13 protein-coding genes and 1 tRNA gene are annotated in these 17,287 nt (G+C 59.5%); 10 read left to right on the forward strand and 4 right to left on the reverse strand.

The genetic code is table 11. The features are described 5' to 3' along the window. Window positions 1-3 precede the first annotated feature (3 nt). The 9 genes from Q0O99_RS09935 to Q0O99_RS09975 all read left to right on the forward strand — a co-directional run bounded on the left by Q0O99_RS09935 (window position 4) and on the right by Q0O99_RS09975 (window position 7,968). Entirely contained in the window at window positions 4-1,116 is a 1,113-nt protein-coding gene (locus tag Q0O99_RS09935) for a YeeE/YedE family protein (RefSeq protein WP_293750931.1), read from the forward strand. 44 nt (window positions 1,117-1,160) lie between these two features. Next, entirely contained in the window at window positions 1,161-1,952 is a 792-nt protein-coding gene (locus tag Q0O99_RS09940; RefSeq protein WP_293750933.1) for a tRNA threonylcarbamoyladenosine dehydratase, read from the forward strand. A 44-nt stretch (window positions 1,953-1,996) separates the two neighbouring features. Further along, window positions 1,997-2,072, forward strand: a tRNA-Lys gene (locus tag Q0O99_RS09945). Between the two features lie 465 nt (window positions 2,073-2,537). Continuing rightward, a complete protein-coding gene (locus Q0O99_RS09950; RefSeq protein WP_293750935.1) occupies window positions 2,538-3,332 on the forward strand; it encodes a helix-turn-helix domain-containing protein in 795 nt (264 codons plus the stop codon). Beyond that, a complete protein-coding gene (locus Q0O99_RS09955) occupies window positions 3,329-4,078 on the forward strand; it encodes a hypothetical protein (protein WP_293750937.1) in 750 nt (249 codons plus the stop codon). Before Q0O99_RS09950 ends, Q0O99_RS09955 begins: the two co-directional genes overlap by 4 nt. Beyond that, window positions 4,075-5,286: a CoA transferase gene (locus tag Q0O99_RS09960; RefSeq protein ID WP_293750939.1), complete on the forward strand. Its 1,212-nt coding sequence runs from the start codon at window positions 4,075-4,077 to the stop codon at window positions 5,284-5,286. Before Q0O99_RS09955 ends, Q0O99_RS09960 begins: the two co-directional genes overlap by 4 nt. Before the next feature lie 10 nt (window positions 5,287-5,296). After that, on the forward strand, window positions 5,297-6,283 hold the full coding sequence (locus Q0O99_RS09965; RefSeq protein WP_293750941.1) for a tripartite tricarboxylate transporter substrate binding protein: 987 nt from the start codon (window positions 5,297-5,299) through the stop codon (window positions 6,281-6,283). 13 nt (window positions 6,284-6,296) lie between these two features. After that, window positions 6,297-7,463, forward strand: coding sequence for an acyl-CoA dehydrogenase family protein (locus Q0O99_RS09970; RefSeq protein ID WP_293750943.1), 1,167 nt, complete (start codon window positions 6,297-6,299; stop codon window positions 7,461-7,463). A gap of 19 nt (window positions 7,464-7,482) precedes the next feature. Continuing rightward, entirely contained in the window at window positions 7,483-7,968 is a 486-nt protein-coding gene (locus tag Q0O99_RS09975) for an acyl dehydratase (protein WP_293750945.1), read from the forward strand. 121 nt (window positions 7,969-8,089) lie between these two features. On the opposite strand, the gene Q0O99_RS09980 is transcribed toward Q0O99_RS09975, so the two are convergent. The 4 genes from Q0O99_RS09980 to dapC all read right to left on the reverse strand — a co-directional run bounded on the left by Q0O99_RS09980 (window position 8,090) and on the right by dapC (window position 13,589). Beyond that, window positions 8,090-10,168, reverse strand: a complete 2,079-nt coding sequence (locus Q0O99_RS09980; RefSeq protein WP_293750947.1) for an ABC-F family ATP-binding cassette domain-containing protein — start codon at window positions 10,166-10,168, stop codon at window positions 8,090-8,092. A 156-nt stretch (window positions 10,169-10,324) separates the two neighbouring features. After that, on the reverse strand, window positions 10,325-11,212 hold the full coding sequence (gene prmB / locus Q0O99_RS09985) for a 50S ribosomal protein L3 N(5)-glutamine methyltransferase (RefSeq protein WP_293750949.1): 888 nt from the start codon (window positions 11,210-11,212) through the stop codon (window positions 10,325-10,327). After that, a complete protein-coding gene (dapE, locus tag Q0O99_RS09990; protein ID WP_293750951.1) occupies window positions 11,209-12,372 on the reverse strand; it encodes a succinyl-diaminopimelate desuccinylase in 1,164 nt (387 codons plus the stop codon). The genes prmB and dapE overlap by 4 nt, the downstream gene beginning before the upstream one ends. A gap of 2 nt (window positions 12,373-12,374) precedes the next feature. Next, window positions 12,375-13,589: a succinyldiaminopimelate transaminase gene (dapC, locus tag Q0O99_RS09995; protein ID WP_293750953.1), complete on the reverse strand. Its 1,215-nt coding sequence runs from the start codon at window positions 13,587-13,589 to the stop codon at window positions 12,375-12,377. A 161-nt stretch (window positions 13,590-13,750) separates the two neighbouring features. On the opposite strand from dapC, the gene smc reads away from it, so the two are divergent. Continuing rightward, the gene (gene smc / locus Q0O99_RS10000) at window positions 13,751-17,278 is read left to right on the forward strand and encodes a chromosome segregation protein SMC (RefSeq protein ID WP_293750955.1); all 3,528 of its coding nucleotides are present in this window, start codon (window positions 13,751-13,753) and stop codon (window positions 17,276-17,278) included. Window positions 17,279-17,287 lie beyond the last annotated feature (9 nt).

The raw sequence follows: 17,287 nt of genomic DNA on the forward strand, positions 1-17,287 counted from the left end.
CGGATGGTTTTGTTTTCTGCGGATGAAGTCCAGCATTTGGTCTACGAGGTGCAGGGGGCCAGCTTTGCCATAGCGCTGCTGGCGGGAGTGTTGGTCCATCGGGGGCACTTTTGCACCATGGGTGCCATCAGCGATTGGGTGTTGATGCGCGACGCCACCCGGTTGCGGCAATGGGCACTGGCTGTGGCGGTGGCCACGGCCGGTTTCGGCTTGATGGCTTGGCTCGGCTGGATCAGTCCGCTGAGCACCATTTACGCCTCTTCTCAATTGGCCTGGCTGTCGGCGCTTTTGGGTGGCGCTGTCTTCGGTATCGGCATGGTGCTGGCCTCGGGCTGCAGCAGCAAATCCTTGGTTCGTCTGGCGGCGGGCAATCTCAAGTCTCTGGTAGTCTTGCTGGCCATGGCGGTCTCGGCGCTGGCGGCCATGCGGGGCTTGACGGCGGTGTGGCGCGTGCACGGGATGGACATGGTGGCCATCGATTTGCCGTACGGCCCTTTTGTCGGGCAGTGGTTGTCTGCTTTTTGGGCGGTGGACTTGCACACGGGACTGGGCATCAGCGCGGCGCTGGTGTCCTTGCTTTTGCTGGGGTGGGTAGTCAAAGATCGCCGTTTCCACACGGTGTTCAACTGGGTCACGGGCGCAGGTCTTGGTTTGCTGGTGGTGGCACTGTGGTGGGTCAGTGGTGTGCTGGGTTTTGTGCCCGAACACCCGCAAACCCTGGAGCCGGTGTTCCTTGCCACCCACAGCGGCCGCATGGAGGCGTTCAGTTTCACGGCCCCTGTTGGATACTGGCTCGATGCCTTGCTTTATTACAGCGACGGCAGCAAACGGCTGACCTTGGGCATGGTCACGGTGGCCGGTGTTTTGGCGGGTGCTTGTTTGAGCGCATTGCAGCAAGGCAGCTTTCGCTGGGAGGGCTTCACCCACCGAGCTGATCTGGTGCGCCATTTGTTCGGCGGCGCGCTCATGGGCACAGGCGGTGTGCTGGCCATGGGGTGCACCTTGGGTCAGGGCCTGAGTGGGCTGTCGACCTTGAGCCTGGGCAGCCTGTTGTCGGTGCTGGGCATCTTTGCCGGGGCTTGGGCTGCTTTGCATTGGCAAATGCGCCAGGTCTGAGCCTTCGCGCGCGCCCTTCGCTGCATATTTTGCAAGACCAGTTCATGAGCGAGATGCCACCGATGGAAACAGACGACGACACCCGCCGGTTCGGCGGTCTTCAACGCCTGTATGGCGTGGCCGGTGCGCGTCGCATCCGGCAAGCGCATGTCGTGGTGGTGGGGATCGGTGGTGTGGGCTCTTGGGTGGCAGAAGCCCTGGCCCGCAGCGGCGTGGCGCGCTTGACCCTGATCGACATGGACCACATTTCAGAGTCCAACATCAACCGCCAAATCCATGCGCTCAGCAACACCACTGGCCAATCCAAAGTGTTGGCCATGCAAGAACGCATTGCCTTGATTCACCCGCAATGCCAAGTCGATGCCGTTGACGATTTTGTTAGCCCCGAGAATTGGCCTGCGCTCTTGCCCTGCATGCCCGATGCCCTGATTGACGCCTGTGACCAGGTCAAGGCCAAAGTGAGCCTGGCGCAATGGGCACTGGGTGAAGGCGTGGGCTTCATCACTGTGGGGGCCGCTGGCGGTAAACGCCTGGCGCACAAGGTCGATGTGGACGACCTGTCGCGCATCACCCACGACCCTTTGCTGGCGCAGTTGAGGTACCGGTTGCGCAAACACTATGGAGCCGCCAGGGGCAACAAACACATGGGCGTCCAAGGTGTCTTCAGCCGCGAAGCCGTGGCTCCGCCAGATGCTTCATGCGCCTTGGAAAGCGACGGCTCGCTCAACTGCCACGGCTACGGATCGGTGGTCAGTGTGACGGCCACCTTTGGCATGTGTGCGGCTTCTGAAATATTGAATTTTTTAGCGACCCCCTCTGAGAGGGTCAAAAAATGACGCTATAATTTGAGACTTGCCTAAGTGCACTGCACCATAGCAAAGGGACCATAGCTCAGTTGGTAGAGCAGCGGACTTTTAATCCGTTTGTCGTGGGTTCGACCCCCGCTGGTCCCACCAAAGTAAAACTTAAAACACCTTGTACGAAAGTGCGGGGTGTTTTTTTTCGTCCGTACTTAATAACAAAACACACTGTGGACATCATCAATTCCAAGCGGTAGTGCATCGTTGATAAATCTCAGGCCATTAACGCGTTGAAAAAAACAAGCGGCTTCAACTCACCGCCATGACATCGATGATGTACTCAATTGCAGAGTATTGCTGAACTTGGTGTCGGCGACGCATTTTGGGCTTCAAGTACTTGGTTTTGCAACAACGATTAAATTCTTCACAACCAATTTGGAGACTCATTTGATTGGGAGCCAGCTAGCAGACATGCTCATCTTCTAACAGTGCGGTATCTTTTTACTCAACTTTTGTTATGTCCAAGTTTAGAATCATTTTTTGAATATTTTTTCACATATGTGAAATCAAACTTCACATGCATGTTTTCTCGAATTACATTAGCGTTTTAACGTGTTCATTATGAATGTCAAATCAGCCATCCGCGTCATTGAAGTTTTGGAGTTTTTTGACACAATTCAGCGGGAAGCCAGCCTGAGCGAAATTGCGCGCGAGCTCGGCTACCCCTTGTCCAGCACGTCGGTTTTGTTGCAAAGCTTGGTGGAGCGCGGCTATCTGTCGCAGGGTGACAGGCGGACTTACCGCCCGACACCCAGGGTGAAATTGCTGGGCGCTTGGCTGTCACCCTTGCTAGATGCCAATGGTCCTGTGACATCGATCATGGAATGGGTGGGAGCTCAGTGTCAGCAGCTTGTTGTGTTAGCAGCCCCTGAGCATATGCAGGTGCGTTACATCCGGGTGGTTCAAGCCACAGGTACGGTACGCATGCATGTCATGCCGGGATCGGTACGACCTTTGCCGACCTCAGGCCTGGGACGTTTGTTCATGAGCAGTATGTCCGACGAAGAGGTGGATCAAGTGGTGCGCACACACAATGCCGGATTGGCCCCTGGGATGACCCCACTGAATGTTGGAGCGATTCGACGCGAGCTGCTTGCCATACGTGCAGTGGGATGTTCGGTGTCATTTGATAAGGTCAGTCCCGGCGCTGGTGTGGTGGCTGTGATGGTGCCCACGCCTGTTCACGAAACACCGCTGGCCATTGGTATTGGTGCGCCTAGTGCTTTGATCCGCGCCAATGCCGCGAATTTCAGTGCATTGCTTCGGGAAGCGATCGGCCGCTTTTGCCCGCCGTCGGTTCTGGTGGGTGGCGTTTTCGTCCCGCGCAACAGACATGTTCAAGGAGTGGGGGCATGATCACTATTGGTACCCGGTTTCAGGGGGAAACTCGCCGCAGGCCTGCGCCTGCAATGGGTGTTATTTTTCACAAAGGCGAGTGGATGGATACGGGCGAAGACCCTGTGTTGTCTCCCACTGTGTCCTTGATCGAGCAGCCGCCCGATTTCGAATTCATGCCGCACTTTCATCGTCAGAACCAGTTTCAGGTGTTTGTGGGTGGCTCGGGGGCACTCGGACGTCAAGCTTTGATGCCAGTGGTTGTGCATTACGCCGGGGCCTACACCGGATACGGCCCACTGGTCGCCGGTCCACAGGGCATTCAATACTTCACGCTGCGGCCTGTCAGCGAATCAGGTTTTATTCCGATAGCGCAGCGTCTCGAGCAGATGATCGCAGGACCCAAGCGTCATGCCCAGTCGGCCAACATTTCAGTGGCTTCTGTCGAACACATGCGAACCTGGAGTCAGATCCGAGAAACATTCGAGATTCCCCTGGGCGCCGATGGAATGGGTGTCCGTCTGGTCAATCTTCCTGCGCAAGCCAGTTGGATGTCAACTCACCCGCAGGGCAGCCAAGGACAGTTTTTGTTCGTGCTGCAAGGCACGGCCTTGACAGGCGGCCACGCATTGGGAGTTTGGGAGCAAATGTATGTGAGCCACGACGAGACCATACCCAAGGTTATGGCTGGAGAGCAGGGGGTTCAGTTCATGTGTCTGTATGTGCCCGGCAAGGCCCCCGAATACATGCAAAGGCCTGCCCTGTGAGTTCTCAACTTGCTGCTCGGCCACTGGCCGGTATCCGCATCCTTGACATGACCTCGGTCATGCTCGGACCTTATGCAACCCAGATGCTGGGCGACTACGGCGCCGATGTTGTCAAGATTGAATCACCTGCGGGCGATTCAACCCGCGCCACGGGACCCGCCCTGGAGCCCGGCATGGCTGCCACCTTCTTAGGGGCCAACCGCAGCAAGCGCAGTATCGTGCTCGATTTAAAGCTGAAAGATGCCCGCGAGGCTTTGATGGTGTTGATCGACAGTGCAGACGTGTTGGTCTACAGCATGCGTCCGCAGAAGATGGCGGCGCTCGGCCTGGCACCCGATGTGCTGCGGGGGCGAAATCCTCGAATCGTCGTTGTGGCCATCCATGGGTTTGCCGAGGACGGACCTTACGCCGGCCGACCGGCATACGATGACATCATTCAAGGCTTGTGCGGATTGGCTTCTTTGAGTGAGTTGCAGGGCCGTGAGCCGGCCTATTTGCCAACGGTCATTTGTGACAAGGCCTGCGCCTTGTATGCGACCCAAGCGATCCTCATTGCGCTGCTTGCGCGTGCACAACAGGGGCATGGTTCGTATGTCGAGATGCCCATGTTTGAGGCCATGGTCAATTTCACGTTGGTGGAGCATTTCTACGGCCAGCATTTCAGGCCTCCTCTGGCCAATGCCGGTTACTCGCGCATGTTGACCGTCTGGCGAAGACCCTACCGGACTGCCGATGGCTACATTTGCATCGTTCCTTATTCTGACCAACATTGGTTTCGCTTTTTCACTGAAGCGGGACGCTCGTCCTTGCTAGAAGATGAGCGTTTTCAAGGTATCGCAGCTCGCACTCGCAACATTGATGCCTTATATGCCGAGCTCGCGAGCGCTGTGTCGTTGAGGTCTACGGCCGACTGGCTTGCGACCTGCGAGCGACTGGACATACCCGTGGCACCCTACAACCGCCTTGCCGATCTGGAGCGTGACCCGCAACTCGCCCAAACGGCCTTTTTCACCACAATGGCCGACCCCACAATGGGCGACATCGTGACGCCTGCTGCGCCTTTGAAGTTTGATGGCGTGGCAGCACAGCCGACACTGCCGCCACGCTTGGGTCAGCACACCGTTGAAATTTTGCAGCAAGCGGGTCTGCCCGGACCGCAAATCGAAAAGCTCTTGTCATCGGGAGCCATTATTCAATCAGCCATCTAGGAGACACATCATGCAAAAAATCAATCGTCGAAAAGTTCTCGCTTCCGGTATGGGCCTGCTTGCGGGTGCTGCCACTCAGTTGTCTCTGGCACAAAGCGATGCGTGGCCATCCAAGCCCGTGCAGTTGATATTAGGATTCCCGCCCGGAGGCCCCAATGACTTGGTAGCCCGTGCTTTGGCAATCCGCCTGTCAGAGCAGTTCAAGCAGCAAGTCGTGGTCGAAAACAGGCCCGGTGCCAATGGCAATATCGCCGCAGCCGCCGTGGCCCGTGCTGCACCTGACGGGCACACCTTTCTTTACAACAGTTCTTCGCTGGCTCTTAGTCATGCGCTCAGCAGCAAAAACCTGATCGATCCACGCAAAGATTTGCTGCCCGTCAATGGCACGGCGGCCTTGCCTTTGGTGTTGATCGTCGAGGCATCTTTTCCAGCAAGCAATTTCCGTGAATGGGCTGCGCAGGTGCGGGCCAACCCCGGTAAATTCAATTACGGCAGCCCAGGTACCGGAAACCTGGCCCATGTGGCAGCGGCCATGATCTTGCAGGCCAACGGTTTGAATGCAGTCCATGCTCCCTACAAGGGCAGCAGCGAGGCTTTGCAAGGTCTGATAGGCGGCTCTACGCATTTTCAACTTGATTCGATCAATTCACCCTTGAGTCTGATCAAGGCTGGCCGGATCAAGCCGCTTTTTGTGACATCGCCGCAGCGATCGCACGTACTGCCTGAAGTGCAAACTTTGGTGGAGGGTGGCTCCAGCCCGATTGATGCAGCAGCCTGGCAGGGCATCATGGCGCCCGCCAAGACACCGTCAGCGATTGTCCAGCGCATGGGGGCCGAAATCAGCAAGGCCATGGCCAGTCCGGAAATGCGGGCGGCCTTGGCAGCACAAGGGGCTTATTCGATTGCGACGACGCCAGAACGTTACAGCACTTTCTTCTCGGAAGAAATGGACCGTTACAAGAAAACAGTCGAAGCACTTGGCCTCAAACTGGATTAACAGGAGATAGAAGATGAATTTTGCTTGGACACCAGAACAGGAAGCGATTCGCGAGGGGATATTGCAAGTTTGCAAACCCTTTGATGCTGCTTATTGGCTTGATCGGGACCGCAATGGCGGATTTCCTTTAGATTTTCATAAAGCCATTGCCGATGCCGGCTGGCTGGGTGTTTGCATGCCAGAAGCCTATGGCGGATCTGGCCTGGGCATTCAGGAAGCGGCCATCATGGTGCAGGCCATCAGCGAATCAGGCGCAGGCATGAGCGGTGTCTCCGCCATTCACATGAATATCTTTGGCCTCAATCCGGTGGTGGTTTTTGGTACGGAAGAGCAAAAACGCCGAATTCTGCCGCCGCTGATTGCAGGCAGGGAAAAGGCTTGCTTTGCTGTCACCGAACCCAATACGGGTTTGAACACCACGCAACTCAAAACCTTTGCCAAGAAGACCGCTAATGGTTACCTGGTCAATGGCCGAAAGGTCTGGATCAGCACGGCGCAGGTGACTGAAAAGATGCTGCTACTTGCCCGCACAACGCCTTTAGAGGACGTCAAGAGTCCGACCGATGGTTTGAGCTTGTTTTACACCAACCTGGACAGGCGCTATGTCGACGTCAAAGAGATCGAAAAACTCGGTCGCAAAGCCGTAGATTCGAATGAGTTGTTCATTGACAACCTGCCCATACCCCAAGAAGACTTGATTGGTGAGGAGGGCAAAGGCTTTCGAGCCATCTTGCACAGCATCAATCCCGAGCGTGCATTGGCGGCCGCAGGGGCCATTGGACTAGGGCGCGTGGCGCTCAAGAGGGCCGCAGAATATGCGGGCGAGCGGATTGTTTTTGACCGACCCATTGGGAAGAACCAAGGCGTTCAGCATCCCTTGGCCAAGTGCTGGATGGAGCTGGAGGCGGCCAATTTGATGGTCATGAAAGCCGCTTGGCTTTATGACCAGGGTTTGCCGTGCGGTGCGGAATCGAACGCCGCCAAATATTTGGCCGGGGAGGCTGGTTTCAGAGCTTGCGAAAACGCTGTGCTCACCCATGGGGGCTTTGGTTATGCAAAAGAATACCACGTTGAGCGATATTTCCGTGAAGCCATGCTGCTGCGCATTGCACCAATCAGCATCCAACTCATCATGAGTTACATCGCAGAGAAGGTGCTTGGCTTGCCCAAATCCTACTGATTCATACAAGGAGTTATGCATGAGCGATCTTGGCCGCCTGAGCTGCGCCCTTTATTTTGAAGATTGTCAAATGGGAACCACTTGGCGCAGTGCCGGACGCACCATTCTTGAAAGTGACCTGAGTACTTTCATCAACTTCGCTTGGTTTCATGAGGATCTGTTTACCAACCTGCATGATCGCTCGGCCAATGCCATTGCGGGACGTCCAGTGCCCTTGGCCATGGTGTTGGCCATGTCCGAAGGCTTGATTCTTCCGTCCATCGATGGCACTGGTCTGGCCTTTCTTAACCTCGAGCTTGATGCCAAGGCCCCAACCTGTGTGGGCGATACCATTTTTGTCCATTGCGAGGTAGTGGAGGCGCGGCTGACATCCAAGGGGGACAGAGGCATTGTGCGCACTCAAAACACGGTGAAGAACGCCAAGGGTGACACCGTGTTGGTCTATCGTCCGCAGCGCCTGATGAAGCTGCGCGCTCAGTCTGCTCGGACAGTGAATGAGGATTGACACGAAATCTTGCTTGCCATCGCGCTGGCCTTTCTTTACCGAGTCGGCGGGCGATGCCTGTGCTTTGGTCTGCCCGAAGCCAATCTGGGTTTGTTGTCCTGTTCGCTGGTGACGAGCAGGTCTATAGCGTCGTTTCAGTCTCCTCGAGCAAAGACGTCAGCTCCAGCCAGCGTTCTTCCAGGGCGGCCACTTCGTCGGCCATGGCTTTGAGACGGCGTCCCGCGTCGGCCATTTCAGCGGGGGATACGGGGGTGGTCAGCAGCGCTTCCAATCGGGTTTTCTCGGTTTCGATGTTGGCCATGCGCTGCTCGTTTTGCTCCAGCTCGCGCTTGAGCGGGCGGGTTTGCGCGGCCAGTTGCTGGCGTTTTTGGGCGTCGTGTTTGCGCTGCTCGGCGCTGTTCAGTCCGGTGGTGCCGGTCTGCGTCACGGCCGCACTTGATCCCTTGACAGCAACGGCTGCTGCGGGTGCCGGCGCAGGAGCATCACTCGGAGGGCTTTGGTCGCTGTGCGGCACGATGGCGCTTGCCGCTGGAACTGGTGCCGTGGTCGCCGTGACCACAGCATCGCGGGCCGAATTTTTGGCTTCTTCACGCAGACGTTTGGACTCTTCCAGCAGGTACTTTTGGTAGTCGTCCAAGTCGCCATCAAAAGGCTCGACCTTGCCTCGGCCCACCATCCAGAACTCGTCGCACACAGCGCGCAACAAGGCGCGGTCGTGGCTGACCAGCATCACGGTGCCTTCGAACTCGTTGAGGGCCATGGATAGCGCCTCACGCGTGGCCAAGTCCAGGTGGTTGGTGGGCTCGTCCAGCAGCAGCAGGTTGGGCCTTTGCCACACGATCATGGCCAGCACCAGGCGGGCTTTTTCGCCGCCGCTCATGGAGCCCACAGACTGCTTGACCATGTCGCCACTGAAGTTGAAGGTGCCCAGGTAGTTGCGCAGGTCCTGCTCGCGGCTGGGCTCGTTGCTGCCCAGCTCTTTGGCCAGGCGAATCATGTGTTCCAGTGGGTTGTCGTTGGGGTGCAGCACATCGAGTTCTTGTTGTGCAAAGTAGCCGATGTTCAGGCCCTTGCCCTCGGTCAGCGTACCGGCCAGCAGCGGCATGGTGCGGGCAATGGTTTTGACAAGGGTCGATTTACCTTGACCGTTGGCCCCCAAAATGCCGATGCGCTGGCCCGCCAACACCGATTTGCTCACACCTTGCAAAATGGCTTTGGGCACATCGTCCACCACATAACCAAAACTCGCGTCGCTGATGGCCAGCATCGGGTTGGGCAGGTTGTTGGGTTCTTTGAAGCCAAAGGTGAATTCGGCATCGGCCAGCAGCGGCGCCACTTTCTCCATGCGTTCGAGCGCTTTGACGCGGCTTTGCGCCTGCTTGGCTTTGCTGGCCTGGGCCTTGAAGCGGGTGATGAACTTTTGCAAGTGGGCGATCTTGTCTTGCTGCTTGGAGAACGAAGCTTGTTGCAGTTCCATTTGCTGTGCCCGCAGGATTTCAAAGCCACTGTAGTTGCTGCCGTAACGGGTGAGTTTGGCGTGGTCGATGTGCAAGGTGACATCGGTCACGGCATCCAGAAACTCGCGGTCGTGGCTGATCACGATCATCGTGCCCGCGTAGCGCTGCAGCCAGGCTTCCAGCCAGACCAGAGCGTCCAAGTCCAAGTGGTTGGTGGGCTCGTCCAGGATAAGAATGTCAGACGGGCACATCAGCGCACGGGCCAGCTGTAAGCGCATGCGCCAGCCGCCCGAAAAGCTGTTGACCGGGTTGTTGAGCTCGTCCACCCGAAAGCCCAGGCCCAAAATCAGGGCTTCTGCGCGGGGCATAGCGTCGTGGTCCCCGGCATCGGCCAAGTCGGTGTAAACGTGGGCCATTTCCATGCCGTCGCCACTGGCTTCAGCCACCACCAAACGTTGGCGCAACTCGGCCAATCGGGTGTCACCTTCCAACACAAAGTCAGCGGCGGCTTGGTCGGTCTCGGGCATGTTTTGTGCCACTTGGCCCATGCGCCACTGGCGCGGCATTTCAAAGTCGCCGCCGTCCTCGGTCAAGCTGCCGTTGAACAACGCAAACAAGGTGGATTTGCCCGCCCCGTTGCGCCCCACCAGACCGACTTTTTCTCCGGGGTTGAGGGTGACAGAAGCTTTGTCCAGCAGCACCTTGGTGCCTCTGCGGAGGGTGACGTTTTTAAGATTGATCATGAAAAGCAGTATCCGGAACGGATGCCGGTATGGGGAGCAGGGTCAGTTGGGAGGGACTGACCTCCTAAAGCACAACCCAACATTTTCGCCGATGTGTGTGTCGGTGAGATGGCGTGTTGAAAATTAGCTCGTTTCCCAGGCCAGCAGGCAGGGCATTTACAAGCTGAGCAAGGCTTTGCGGGTGATCAGCAGCACCTGATCGTCGCCCGCGCTGGTGTCCAGCCAAGCGACTTCGAGTTTGGGGAAGGCTGCGATGAAGTGAGCCACCTCGTTGCCGATCTCCAGCACCAAGACGGCGTGTTCGCTCATGCGCCCAGGCGCATCCTTGAACAGTTGCCGCACAAAGTCCATGCCATCGGTGCCGCCCGCCAGCGCCAGTTCAGGCTCGGCGCGGTATTCGGCGGGCAGGGCGGCCATGCTGGCCTGGCACACATAAGGCGGGTTGCACAAGATGAGGTCAAACGGGCCCGGCAATGCACTCAGGCCGTCGCTGTGGATCAGTTGGACGCGCGCATGCAAGTCGTGACGCTCCACATTGATGGCGGCCACGGCCAGCGCATCATCCGAAATGTCCGCCCCGGTGACTTGCACTTCGGGCCAAGCCAGCGCCGCCAGCACGGCCAGGCTGCCGTTGCCGGTGCACAGGTCCAGCACGCGCGTGGTCTGGTCGCTCAGCCAGGCGTCGATGGTGCCGTCCGCCAGCACTTCGGCAATCAGGCTGCGCGGCACGATGGCGCGCTCGTCGATGTAAAACGACACACCCTGCAGCCAGGCTTCTTGCGTGAGGTAGGCGGCGGGCTTGCGGGTGGCGATGCGCTGTTCGATCAGCGCAGCGCAGGCGGCTTGCTGCTCGGGCGAGACTGTATGTTTGGCTTGATCGTCCACTTCGTCCAAGTCCGTGTCCAGCGGCAAGCCCAGACGCCAGAGCACCAGCCAGACGGCTTCGTCAAAGGCGCTCTGGGTGCCGTGGCCGAAGACCACACCCGCGTGTGTGAGCCGCTCGGAAGATGCCGCGATCAAGCCCGAAAGGGTCAAGGTGCTCATGCGCACAGGCCGGCGTTGAGGTGTTCCAGCGTGCGGCGGTAGATGGCCTTGAGCGGCGCGATGTCACTCAGCGCCACATGCTCGTTGACCTTGTGAATCGTCGCGTTGGGCGGGCCGAACTCGATGACCTGCGGGCAAATCTGCGCGATGAAGCGGCCATCGCTGGTGCCGCCGGTGGTGGACAGCTCGGTGGTCAGGCCGGTTTCATCGGCGATGGCTTTTTGAATGGCGGCCACCAAGGTGCCCGGCGTGGTCAAAAACGGCAGCCCGCCAATGGTCCATTTCAAATCGTACTGGAGGCCCTGTTGGTCCAGAACTGCGGTCAAGCGCTTTTGAAGGCTCTCGGGGGTGGATTCGGTGCAAAAACGAAAGTTGAAGTCCACCACGCAGTCGCCGGGGATCACGTTGCTCGCGCCTGTGCCCGAGTGGATGTTGCTGACCTGCCAGCTGGTGGGTTGGAAGAAGGCATTGCCTTCATCCCAACGGATGGCCACCAGTTCGGCCAGCGCTGGGGCCAGCCGGTGGATCGGGTTGTCGGCCAAGTGCGGGTAGGCGATGTGGCCTTGCACGCCTTGGATGGTGAGTTTGCCGCTCAGGGTGCCGCGTCGACCGTTCTTGATCATGTCGCCGGTTTGCTGCACCGAGGTGGGTTCGCCCACGATGCAAAACTGCGGCACATCACCTCTTGCCACCAAGGCTTTGCAGACCACCACCGTGCCGTCGAGCGCCGGGCCCTCTTCGTCGCTGGTCAGCAAAAAGGCGATGCCCAAAGCTGGGTTGGGATTGGCTGCCAGAAACTCTTTCACTGCCACCACCATGGCCGCCAGCGAGGTTTTCATGTCGCTCGCACCGCGCCCAAACAACTTGCCGTCTTTGTGGGTGGGGGTGAAGGGGTCGCTGTGCCATTGCGTGAGTGGCCCGGTGGGCACCACGTCGGTGTGACCGGCAAAGGCCAGGGTCTGGCCCGAGCTGCCCGCGCGCGTGGCCCACAGGTTGCGCACGCGAAAGGTGTCGGGGCCGGAGTCCATGAATTCGCAGACGAAGCCCAAAGGGTTCAAAGCATCGGCGATCAGGTCGAGACAGCCCGCATCCTCAGGCGTGACCGAGGGTTTGGAAATCAACTGCTCGGCCAGTCGCAGGGTGTCGTGACAGGTGGTCATGATCAAGCCTTTTTGGGGTGTGCACGCACAAAACGGGCGATGCGCTCGGCCGCTTCCAGGCATTCGGCCGTCTCGGCCACCAGCGCCATGCGGATGCGGCCCTCGCCCGGGTTGCTGCCGTTGAAATCCCGCGCCAGGTAGCTGCCAGGCAGCACGGTGACGCTTTCGGCCTCGTAAAGGGCCTTGGCAAAGGCCGCGTCGTCGCCTTGCCAACCCGCAGGCACACCGGCCCAAAGGTAAAAGCTGGCGTCGGGCAGTTTCACATCCAGCACCTGGGCCAGCACGGGTGTGACCTGGGCAAACTTGGTGCGGTACTGGTTGCGGTTGTCCACCACGTGGGCTTCGTCGCCCCAGGCGGCCACGCTGGCCGATTGCACCACTGGGCTCATGGCGCTGCCATGGTAGGTGCGGTAGAGCAAGAACTGCTGGATGATGGCCGCGTCGCCCGCCACAAAACCGCTGCGCAGGCCCGGCACATTGCTGCGCTTGCTGAGGCTGGTGAAGGCGATCAGGCGTTTGAAATCGGTGCGGCCGAGCAGGTGGGCGGCTTCCAGACCGCTCAAAGGTGCTTCTTCGCGGAAGTAAATCTCGCTGTAGCACTCGTCCGAGGCGATCACGAAACCGTGCTGGTCGGACAGCGCAAACAGCCTTTGCCATTCCGACAGCGGCATCACGGCCCCCGTGGGGTTGCCGGGCGAGCAGACGAACAGCAGCTGCGTGCGCGCCCAGACGGCGGCAGGCACGCTGTCCCAGTCGTTGGCAAAGTTGCGCGCGGGGTCGCTGGGCACGTAGTGCAATTCGGCCCCGGCCAGCAGCGCAGCGCCTTCGTAGATTTGGTAAAAAGGGTTGGGGCTGACCACCGTCGCGCCGGGTCGGGTGGGGTCGATCACGGTCTGCGTCAGGGCAAACAGCGCCTCGCGCGAGCCATTCACCGGCAGCACTTGGGTGGCTGCGTCCAGCGTCAGGTCATAGCGGGTCTGGAGCCAAGCCGTACAGGCTTTGCGCAAGGCGGGCTCGCCCGCTGTGGCGGGGTAGGCCGACAAACCGGTGGCCACCGCCGCCTTGAGCGCGTCCTGAATGAAAGCCGGTGTGGCGTGTTTGGGCTCGCCAATGCCCAAGCTGATGGGCTTGAAGGCAGGGTTGGGGGTGACACTGGCGAACAGCTGCTTGAGCCGTTCAAAAGGGTAGGGTTGCAGCTTGGCGAGGAGGGGATTCATGCCCCGATTATCCGGGATCAAGGGTGCCCGTTGGTCCTCGTGCTTGTCAGCAGGTTTTTCACCATGCCTGTCGGGTAACATTGACGTTTTGAACGGTGTTGGCCATTTGGGCTGGCCCATCTGGCTGATCTCCATCCGATCCGACCACCAACAAAACCGCCGTGCGCCTCAATTCCATCAAGCTTTCCGGCTTCAAATCGTTCGCCGAACCGACCAACTTTCTGCTCCCTGGGCAGTTGGTGGGCGTGGTCGGGCCCAACGGTTGCGGAAAATCCAACATCATGGACGCGGTGCGTTGGGTGCTGGGTGAGTCCAAGGCGTCCGAATTGCGTGGCGAGTCCATGCAGGACGTGATTTTCAACGGCACCAACACCCGCAAACCCGCCAGCCGCGCCAGCGTGGAGCTGGTCTTTGACAATGCCGATCACCGCGCCGGTGGCCAGTGGGGCCAGTTTGCCGAAATATCTCTCAAGCGCGTGCTGACCCGCGACGGCAACAGCAGTTATTACATCAACAACCAGCCGGTGCGCCGCCGTGACGTGCAGGACGTGTTTTTGGGCACAGGCCTGGGCCCACGCGCCTACGCCATCATTGGCCAGGGCACCATCAGCCGCATCATCGAGTCACGCCCCGAAGAGCTGCGCTTGTTTCTTGAAGAAGCCGCAGGCGTTTCCAAGTACAAAGAGCGTCGCCGCGAGACCGAAAACCGCCTGTCGGACACCCGCGAAAACCTGACCCGGGTCGACGATATCTTGCGCGAACTGAACGCCAATCTGGAAAAGTTGGAAAAGCAAGCTGAAGTGGCCCAGCGTTACAACAACTTGCAAGCCGACAGCATGCTCAAGCAACATCAGTTGTGGTTCTTGAAACGCCGCGACGCTGAGGCCGACCAAGGCCGCATGAAGTCGGACGTTGACCAAGCGGTCAATGCACTGGAATCGCGCATGGCCGATTTACGGCACGTCGAAGCCGATTTGGAAACCATCCGCCAGGCGCATTACGCCGCAGGTGACGAGGTCAACCAAGCCCAAGGCAAGCTGTACGAAGCCAGTGCCGAGGTCGGAAAGCTTGAAGCGGAAATCCGCTTTGTGGTCGAAGGTCGCCAACGCGCAGAACAACGCCTGAAGCAGTTGGTGGAGCAAACCGCACAATGGGACACCCGCAGCCAAGACGCGCAAGCCGAGCTGCAGACTTTGTCAGAGCAAGCGGCCATGGCTGAAGACCAAAGCATGACGCTGGCCGCCCAGGTGGAAGACCAAGCCATGGCCTTGCCCGATCTGGAAGAAGCCCTGCGCAAAGCGCAAAACGACGCCAATACCCAGCGCGCCACGGTGGTGCAGGTGCAGCAGCAAATTGGTGTGCTGGCCGCAGACCAGCGCAACGTTGAAGAGCAATCGCGCCAGATCGACAACCGCCGCGAGCGCCTGCTGACCGAGCGCAACGCCTTGGCCGCCCCCGACGAAGCACGCCTGCAGCAGTTGCAAGAACAGCTGGCCGAGGCCGAAGCCCTGTCTGTTCAATCGCAAGCCCGCTTGCAAGAACTGCAAGAACAGGTGCCCTCGCTGGACGAAGACCGCCGCACCCGCCAATCTGCCGTGAACAATGAGTCGTCCCGCTTGGCCGATCTGAGCGCCCGCATCGAGGCGCTCAAGGCCCTGCAGGAAAAAGTCCGCACCGACGGCAAACTCAAGCCTTGGCTGGCCAAGCACGGGATGGACGGTCTGGAAGGCCTTTGGAGCCGCATTCATACTGCGCCCGGCTGGGAAAACGCCCTCGAATCGGCCCTGCGCGAGCGCTTGTCGGCGCTCGAAGTCTCACGCTTGGACATGGTCCGCGCCTTTGCCAATGACGCCCCGCCTGCCAAGCTGAGCTTTTTCAGCCCACCATTGGCCACCAAGGCCGCACCGCGCAGCGGCATGCCCTCGGGGTGCAAGCCCCTGGCAGACTGGTTGCGCGTGCACGATGCCGGGCTGTCAGCCTTGCTGGCAGACTGGCTGCAAGGCTGCTACACGGCGCCCAACATCGACGATGCGTTGGCCTGGCGCGGCCAACTGCAAGCGGGCGAAACCCTGTTTGTGCAAGCGGGGCATGCCGTGGACCTGAACAGCGTGGTGTTCTACGCGCAAGACTCCGAGCAAGCCGGTTTGCTGGGCCGCGCTCAAGAGATCGAAAATCTCGACAAGCAGCTGCGCGCCCAGACCCTGATTTCTGAAGAAAGCCGCAGCGCCCTGGTGCGGGCCGAGGCGGCCTATGCCGACGCCTCGCAACGCCTGATCACCGTGCGACGCGAAGCCAGCGAAAGCCAGTCGCGCACGCACGAGCTGCAGGTCGAAACCCTGCGCCTGTCGCAGTTGGTGGCGCAAACGCGCGCCCGCAGCGACCAAATCAGCAACGACTTGGCCGAAGTCGAGGCTTTGCTCGACGAATTGCAAGAGCGCCGCGTCACCGCCGAAGCCCGTTTTGAAGAGCTGGACATGCAGCTGGCCGACACCCAAGAGCGCCACGCCCAGCTGGACGAGCGCGTGATCGAGGCCGAGCGCAAGCTGGCCGAATGCCGCGAACAGCAGCGTAGCCTGGAGCGCCGGGCGCAAGAAGCGCAGTTCTCGCAGCGCAGCCTGGACGCCCGCCGGGCCGAGCTGAAGCGCACGCTGGAGACCGCACAGCAGCAAGTGATCAGCATTGACGCCGAAATGCAGCGCGCCCGTGACGAACTCAGCCGCTTGACCGATGCCGCTGCCCAAGCCGGGCTGCAAAACGTGCTGGCCGTCAAACTGGAGCGCGAGCAAGCCCTGGGCGCACGGCGCAGCGCCTACGACGACCTGACGGCCAAACTGCGCGCCAGCGACGAGCGCCGCGTGAGCTTCGAGCGCGAACTCGACCCCCTGCGCCAGCGCATCACCGATTTGCAGCTCAAGGAGCAAGCGGCCCGCCTGGGTCTGGAACAATACACCCAGCTGCTGGCTGACGCCCAGGCCGACCTGGAGGCCGTAGCCACTTCGATTGAGGCAGGCCAGGTGCGCGTGACCGGCCTGCAAGGCGAGATCGACCGCATCCACCGCGAAATCACCGCTTTGGGCCCGGTCAATTTGGCCGCACTCGAAGAGCTCACCACATCGCGTGAGCGCAAGACCTTCCTGGATGCCCAGTGCGCCGACCTGAATGACGCGATGAACACGCTGGAAGATGCGATTCGGAAAATCGACGTCGAAACCCGCGAGCTTCTGGGCGGTACTTTCAAGATCGTCAATGAGCACTTCAGCCGCATGTTCCCTGAATTGTTTGGGGGCGGCAATGCGCGTTTGGTCATGACCGGTGACGAAATTTTGGACGCCGGTGTTCAGGTGCTGGCCCAGCCGCCCGGCAAGAAAAACCAGACCATCCACTTGCTGTCGGGCGGCGAAAAAGCCCTGACCGCGATTGCACTGGTGTTTGCGATTTTTCAGCTCAATCCGGCCCCGTTTTGCTTGCTCGACGAGGTGGACGCGCCGCTGGACGACGCCAACACCGAGCGTTATACCAAGCTGGTTAAGGGCATGGGCAAAGGGACCCAGTTTTTGTTCATCAGCCACAACAAGATCGCCATGGAAATGGCGGAGCAGTTGATCGGCGTGACCATGCAAGAGCAGGGCGTATCACGCATCGTGGCTGTGGACATGGAGTCCGCGGTGTCATTGGCCGATGTGGCCTGAGGAATTTAT

Source organism: Limnohabitans sp. Rim8, assembly GCF_945901735.1.
Taxonomy (GTDB): domain Bacteria; phylum Pseudomonadota; class Gammaproteobacteria; order Burkholderiales; family Burkholderiaceae_C; genus Limnohabitans_A.

Bases quoted from the DNA above. Each gene is read 5' to 3' on its own strand.
- dapE (WP_293750951.1), bottom strand. From the start codon at position 12,372: ATGACCACCTGTCACGACACCCTGCGACTGGCCGAGCAGTTGATTTCC.
- Q0O99_RS09980 (WP_293750947.1), bottom strand. From the start codon at position 10,168: ATGATCAATCTTAAAAACGTCACCCTCCGCAGAGGCACCAAGGTGCTG.
- Q0O99_RS09965 (WP_293750941.1), top strand. From the start codon at position 5,297: ATGCAAAAAATCAATCGTCGAAAAGTTCTCGCTTCCGGTATGGGCCTG.
- prmB (WP_293750949.1), bottom strand. From the start codon at position 11,212: ATGAGCACCTTGACCCTTTCGGGCTTGATCGCGGCATCTTCCGAGCGG.
- Q0O99_RS09955 (WP_293750937.1), top strand. From the start codon at position 3,329: ATGATCACTATTGGTACCCGGTTTCAGGGGGAAACTCGCCGCAGGCCT.
- dapC (WP_293750953.1), bottom strand. From the start codon at position 13,589: ATGAATCCCCTCCTCGCCAAGCTGCAACCCTACCCTTTTGAACGGCTC.
- Q0O99_RS09975 (WP_293750945.1), top strand. From the start codon at position 7,483: ATGAGCGATCTTGGCCGCCTGAGCTGCGCCCTTTATTTTGAAGATTGT.
- Q0O99_RS09935 (WP_293750931.1), top strand. From the start codon at position 4: ATGGTTTTGTTTTCTGCGGATGAAGTCCAGCATTTGGTCTACGAGGTG.
- Q0O99_RS09950 (WP_293750935.1), top strand. From the start codon at position 2,538: ATGAATGTCAAATCAGCCATCCGCGTCATTGAAGTTTTGGAGTTTTTT.
- Q0O99_RS09970 (WP_293750943.1), top strand. From the start codon at position 6,297: ATGAATTTTGCTTGGACACCAGAACAGGAAGCGATTCGCGAGGGGATA.
- Q0O99_RS09940 (WP_293750933.1), top strand. From the start codon at position 1,161: ATGAGCGAGATGCCACCGATGGAAACAGACGACGACACCCGCCGGTTC.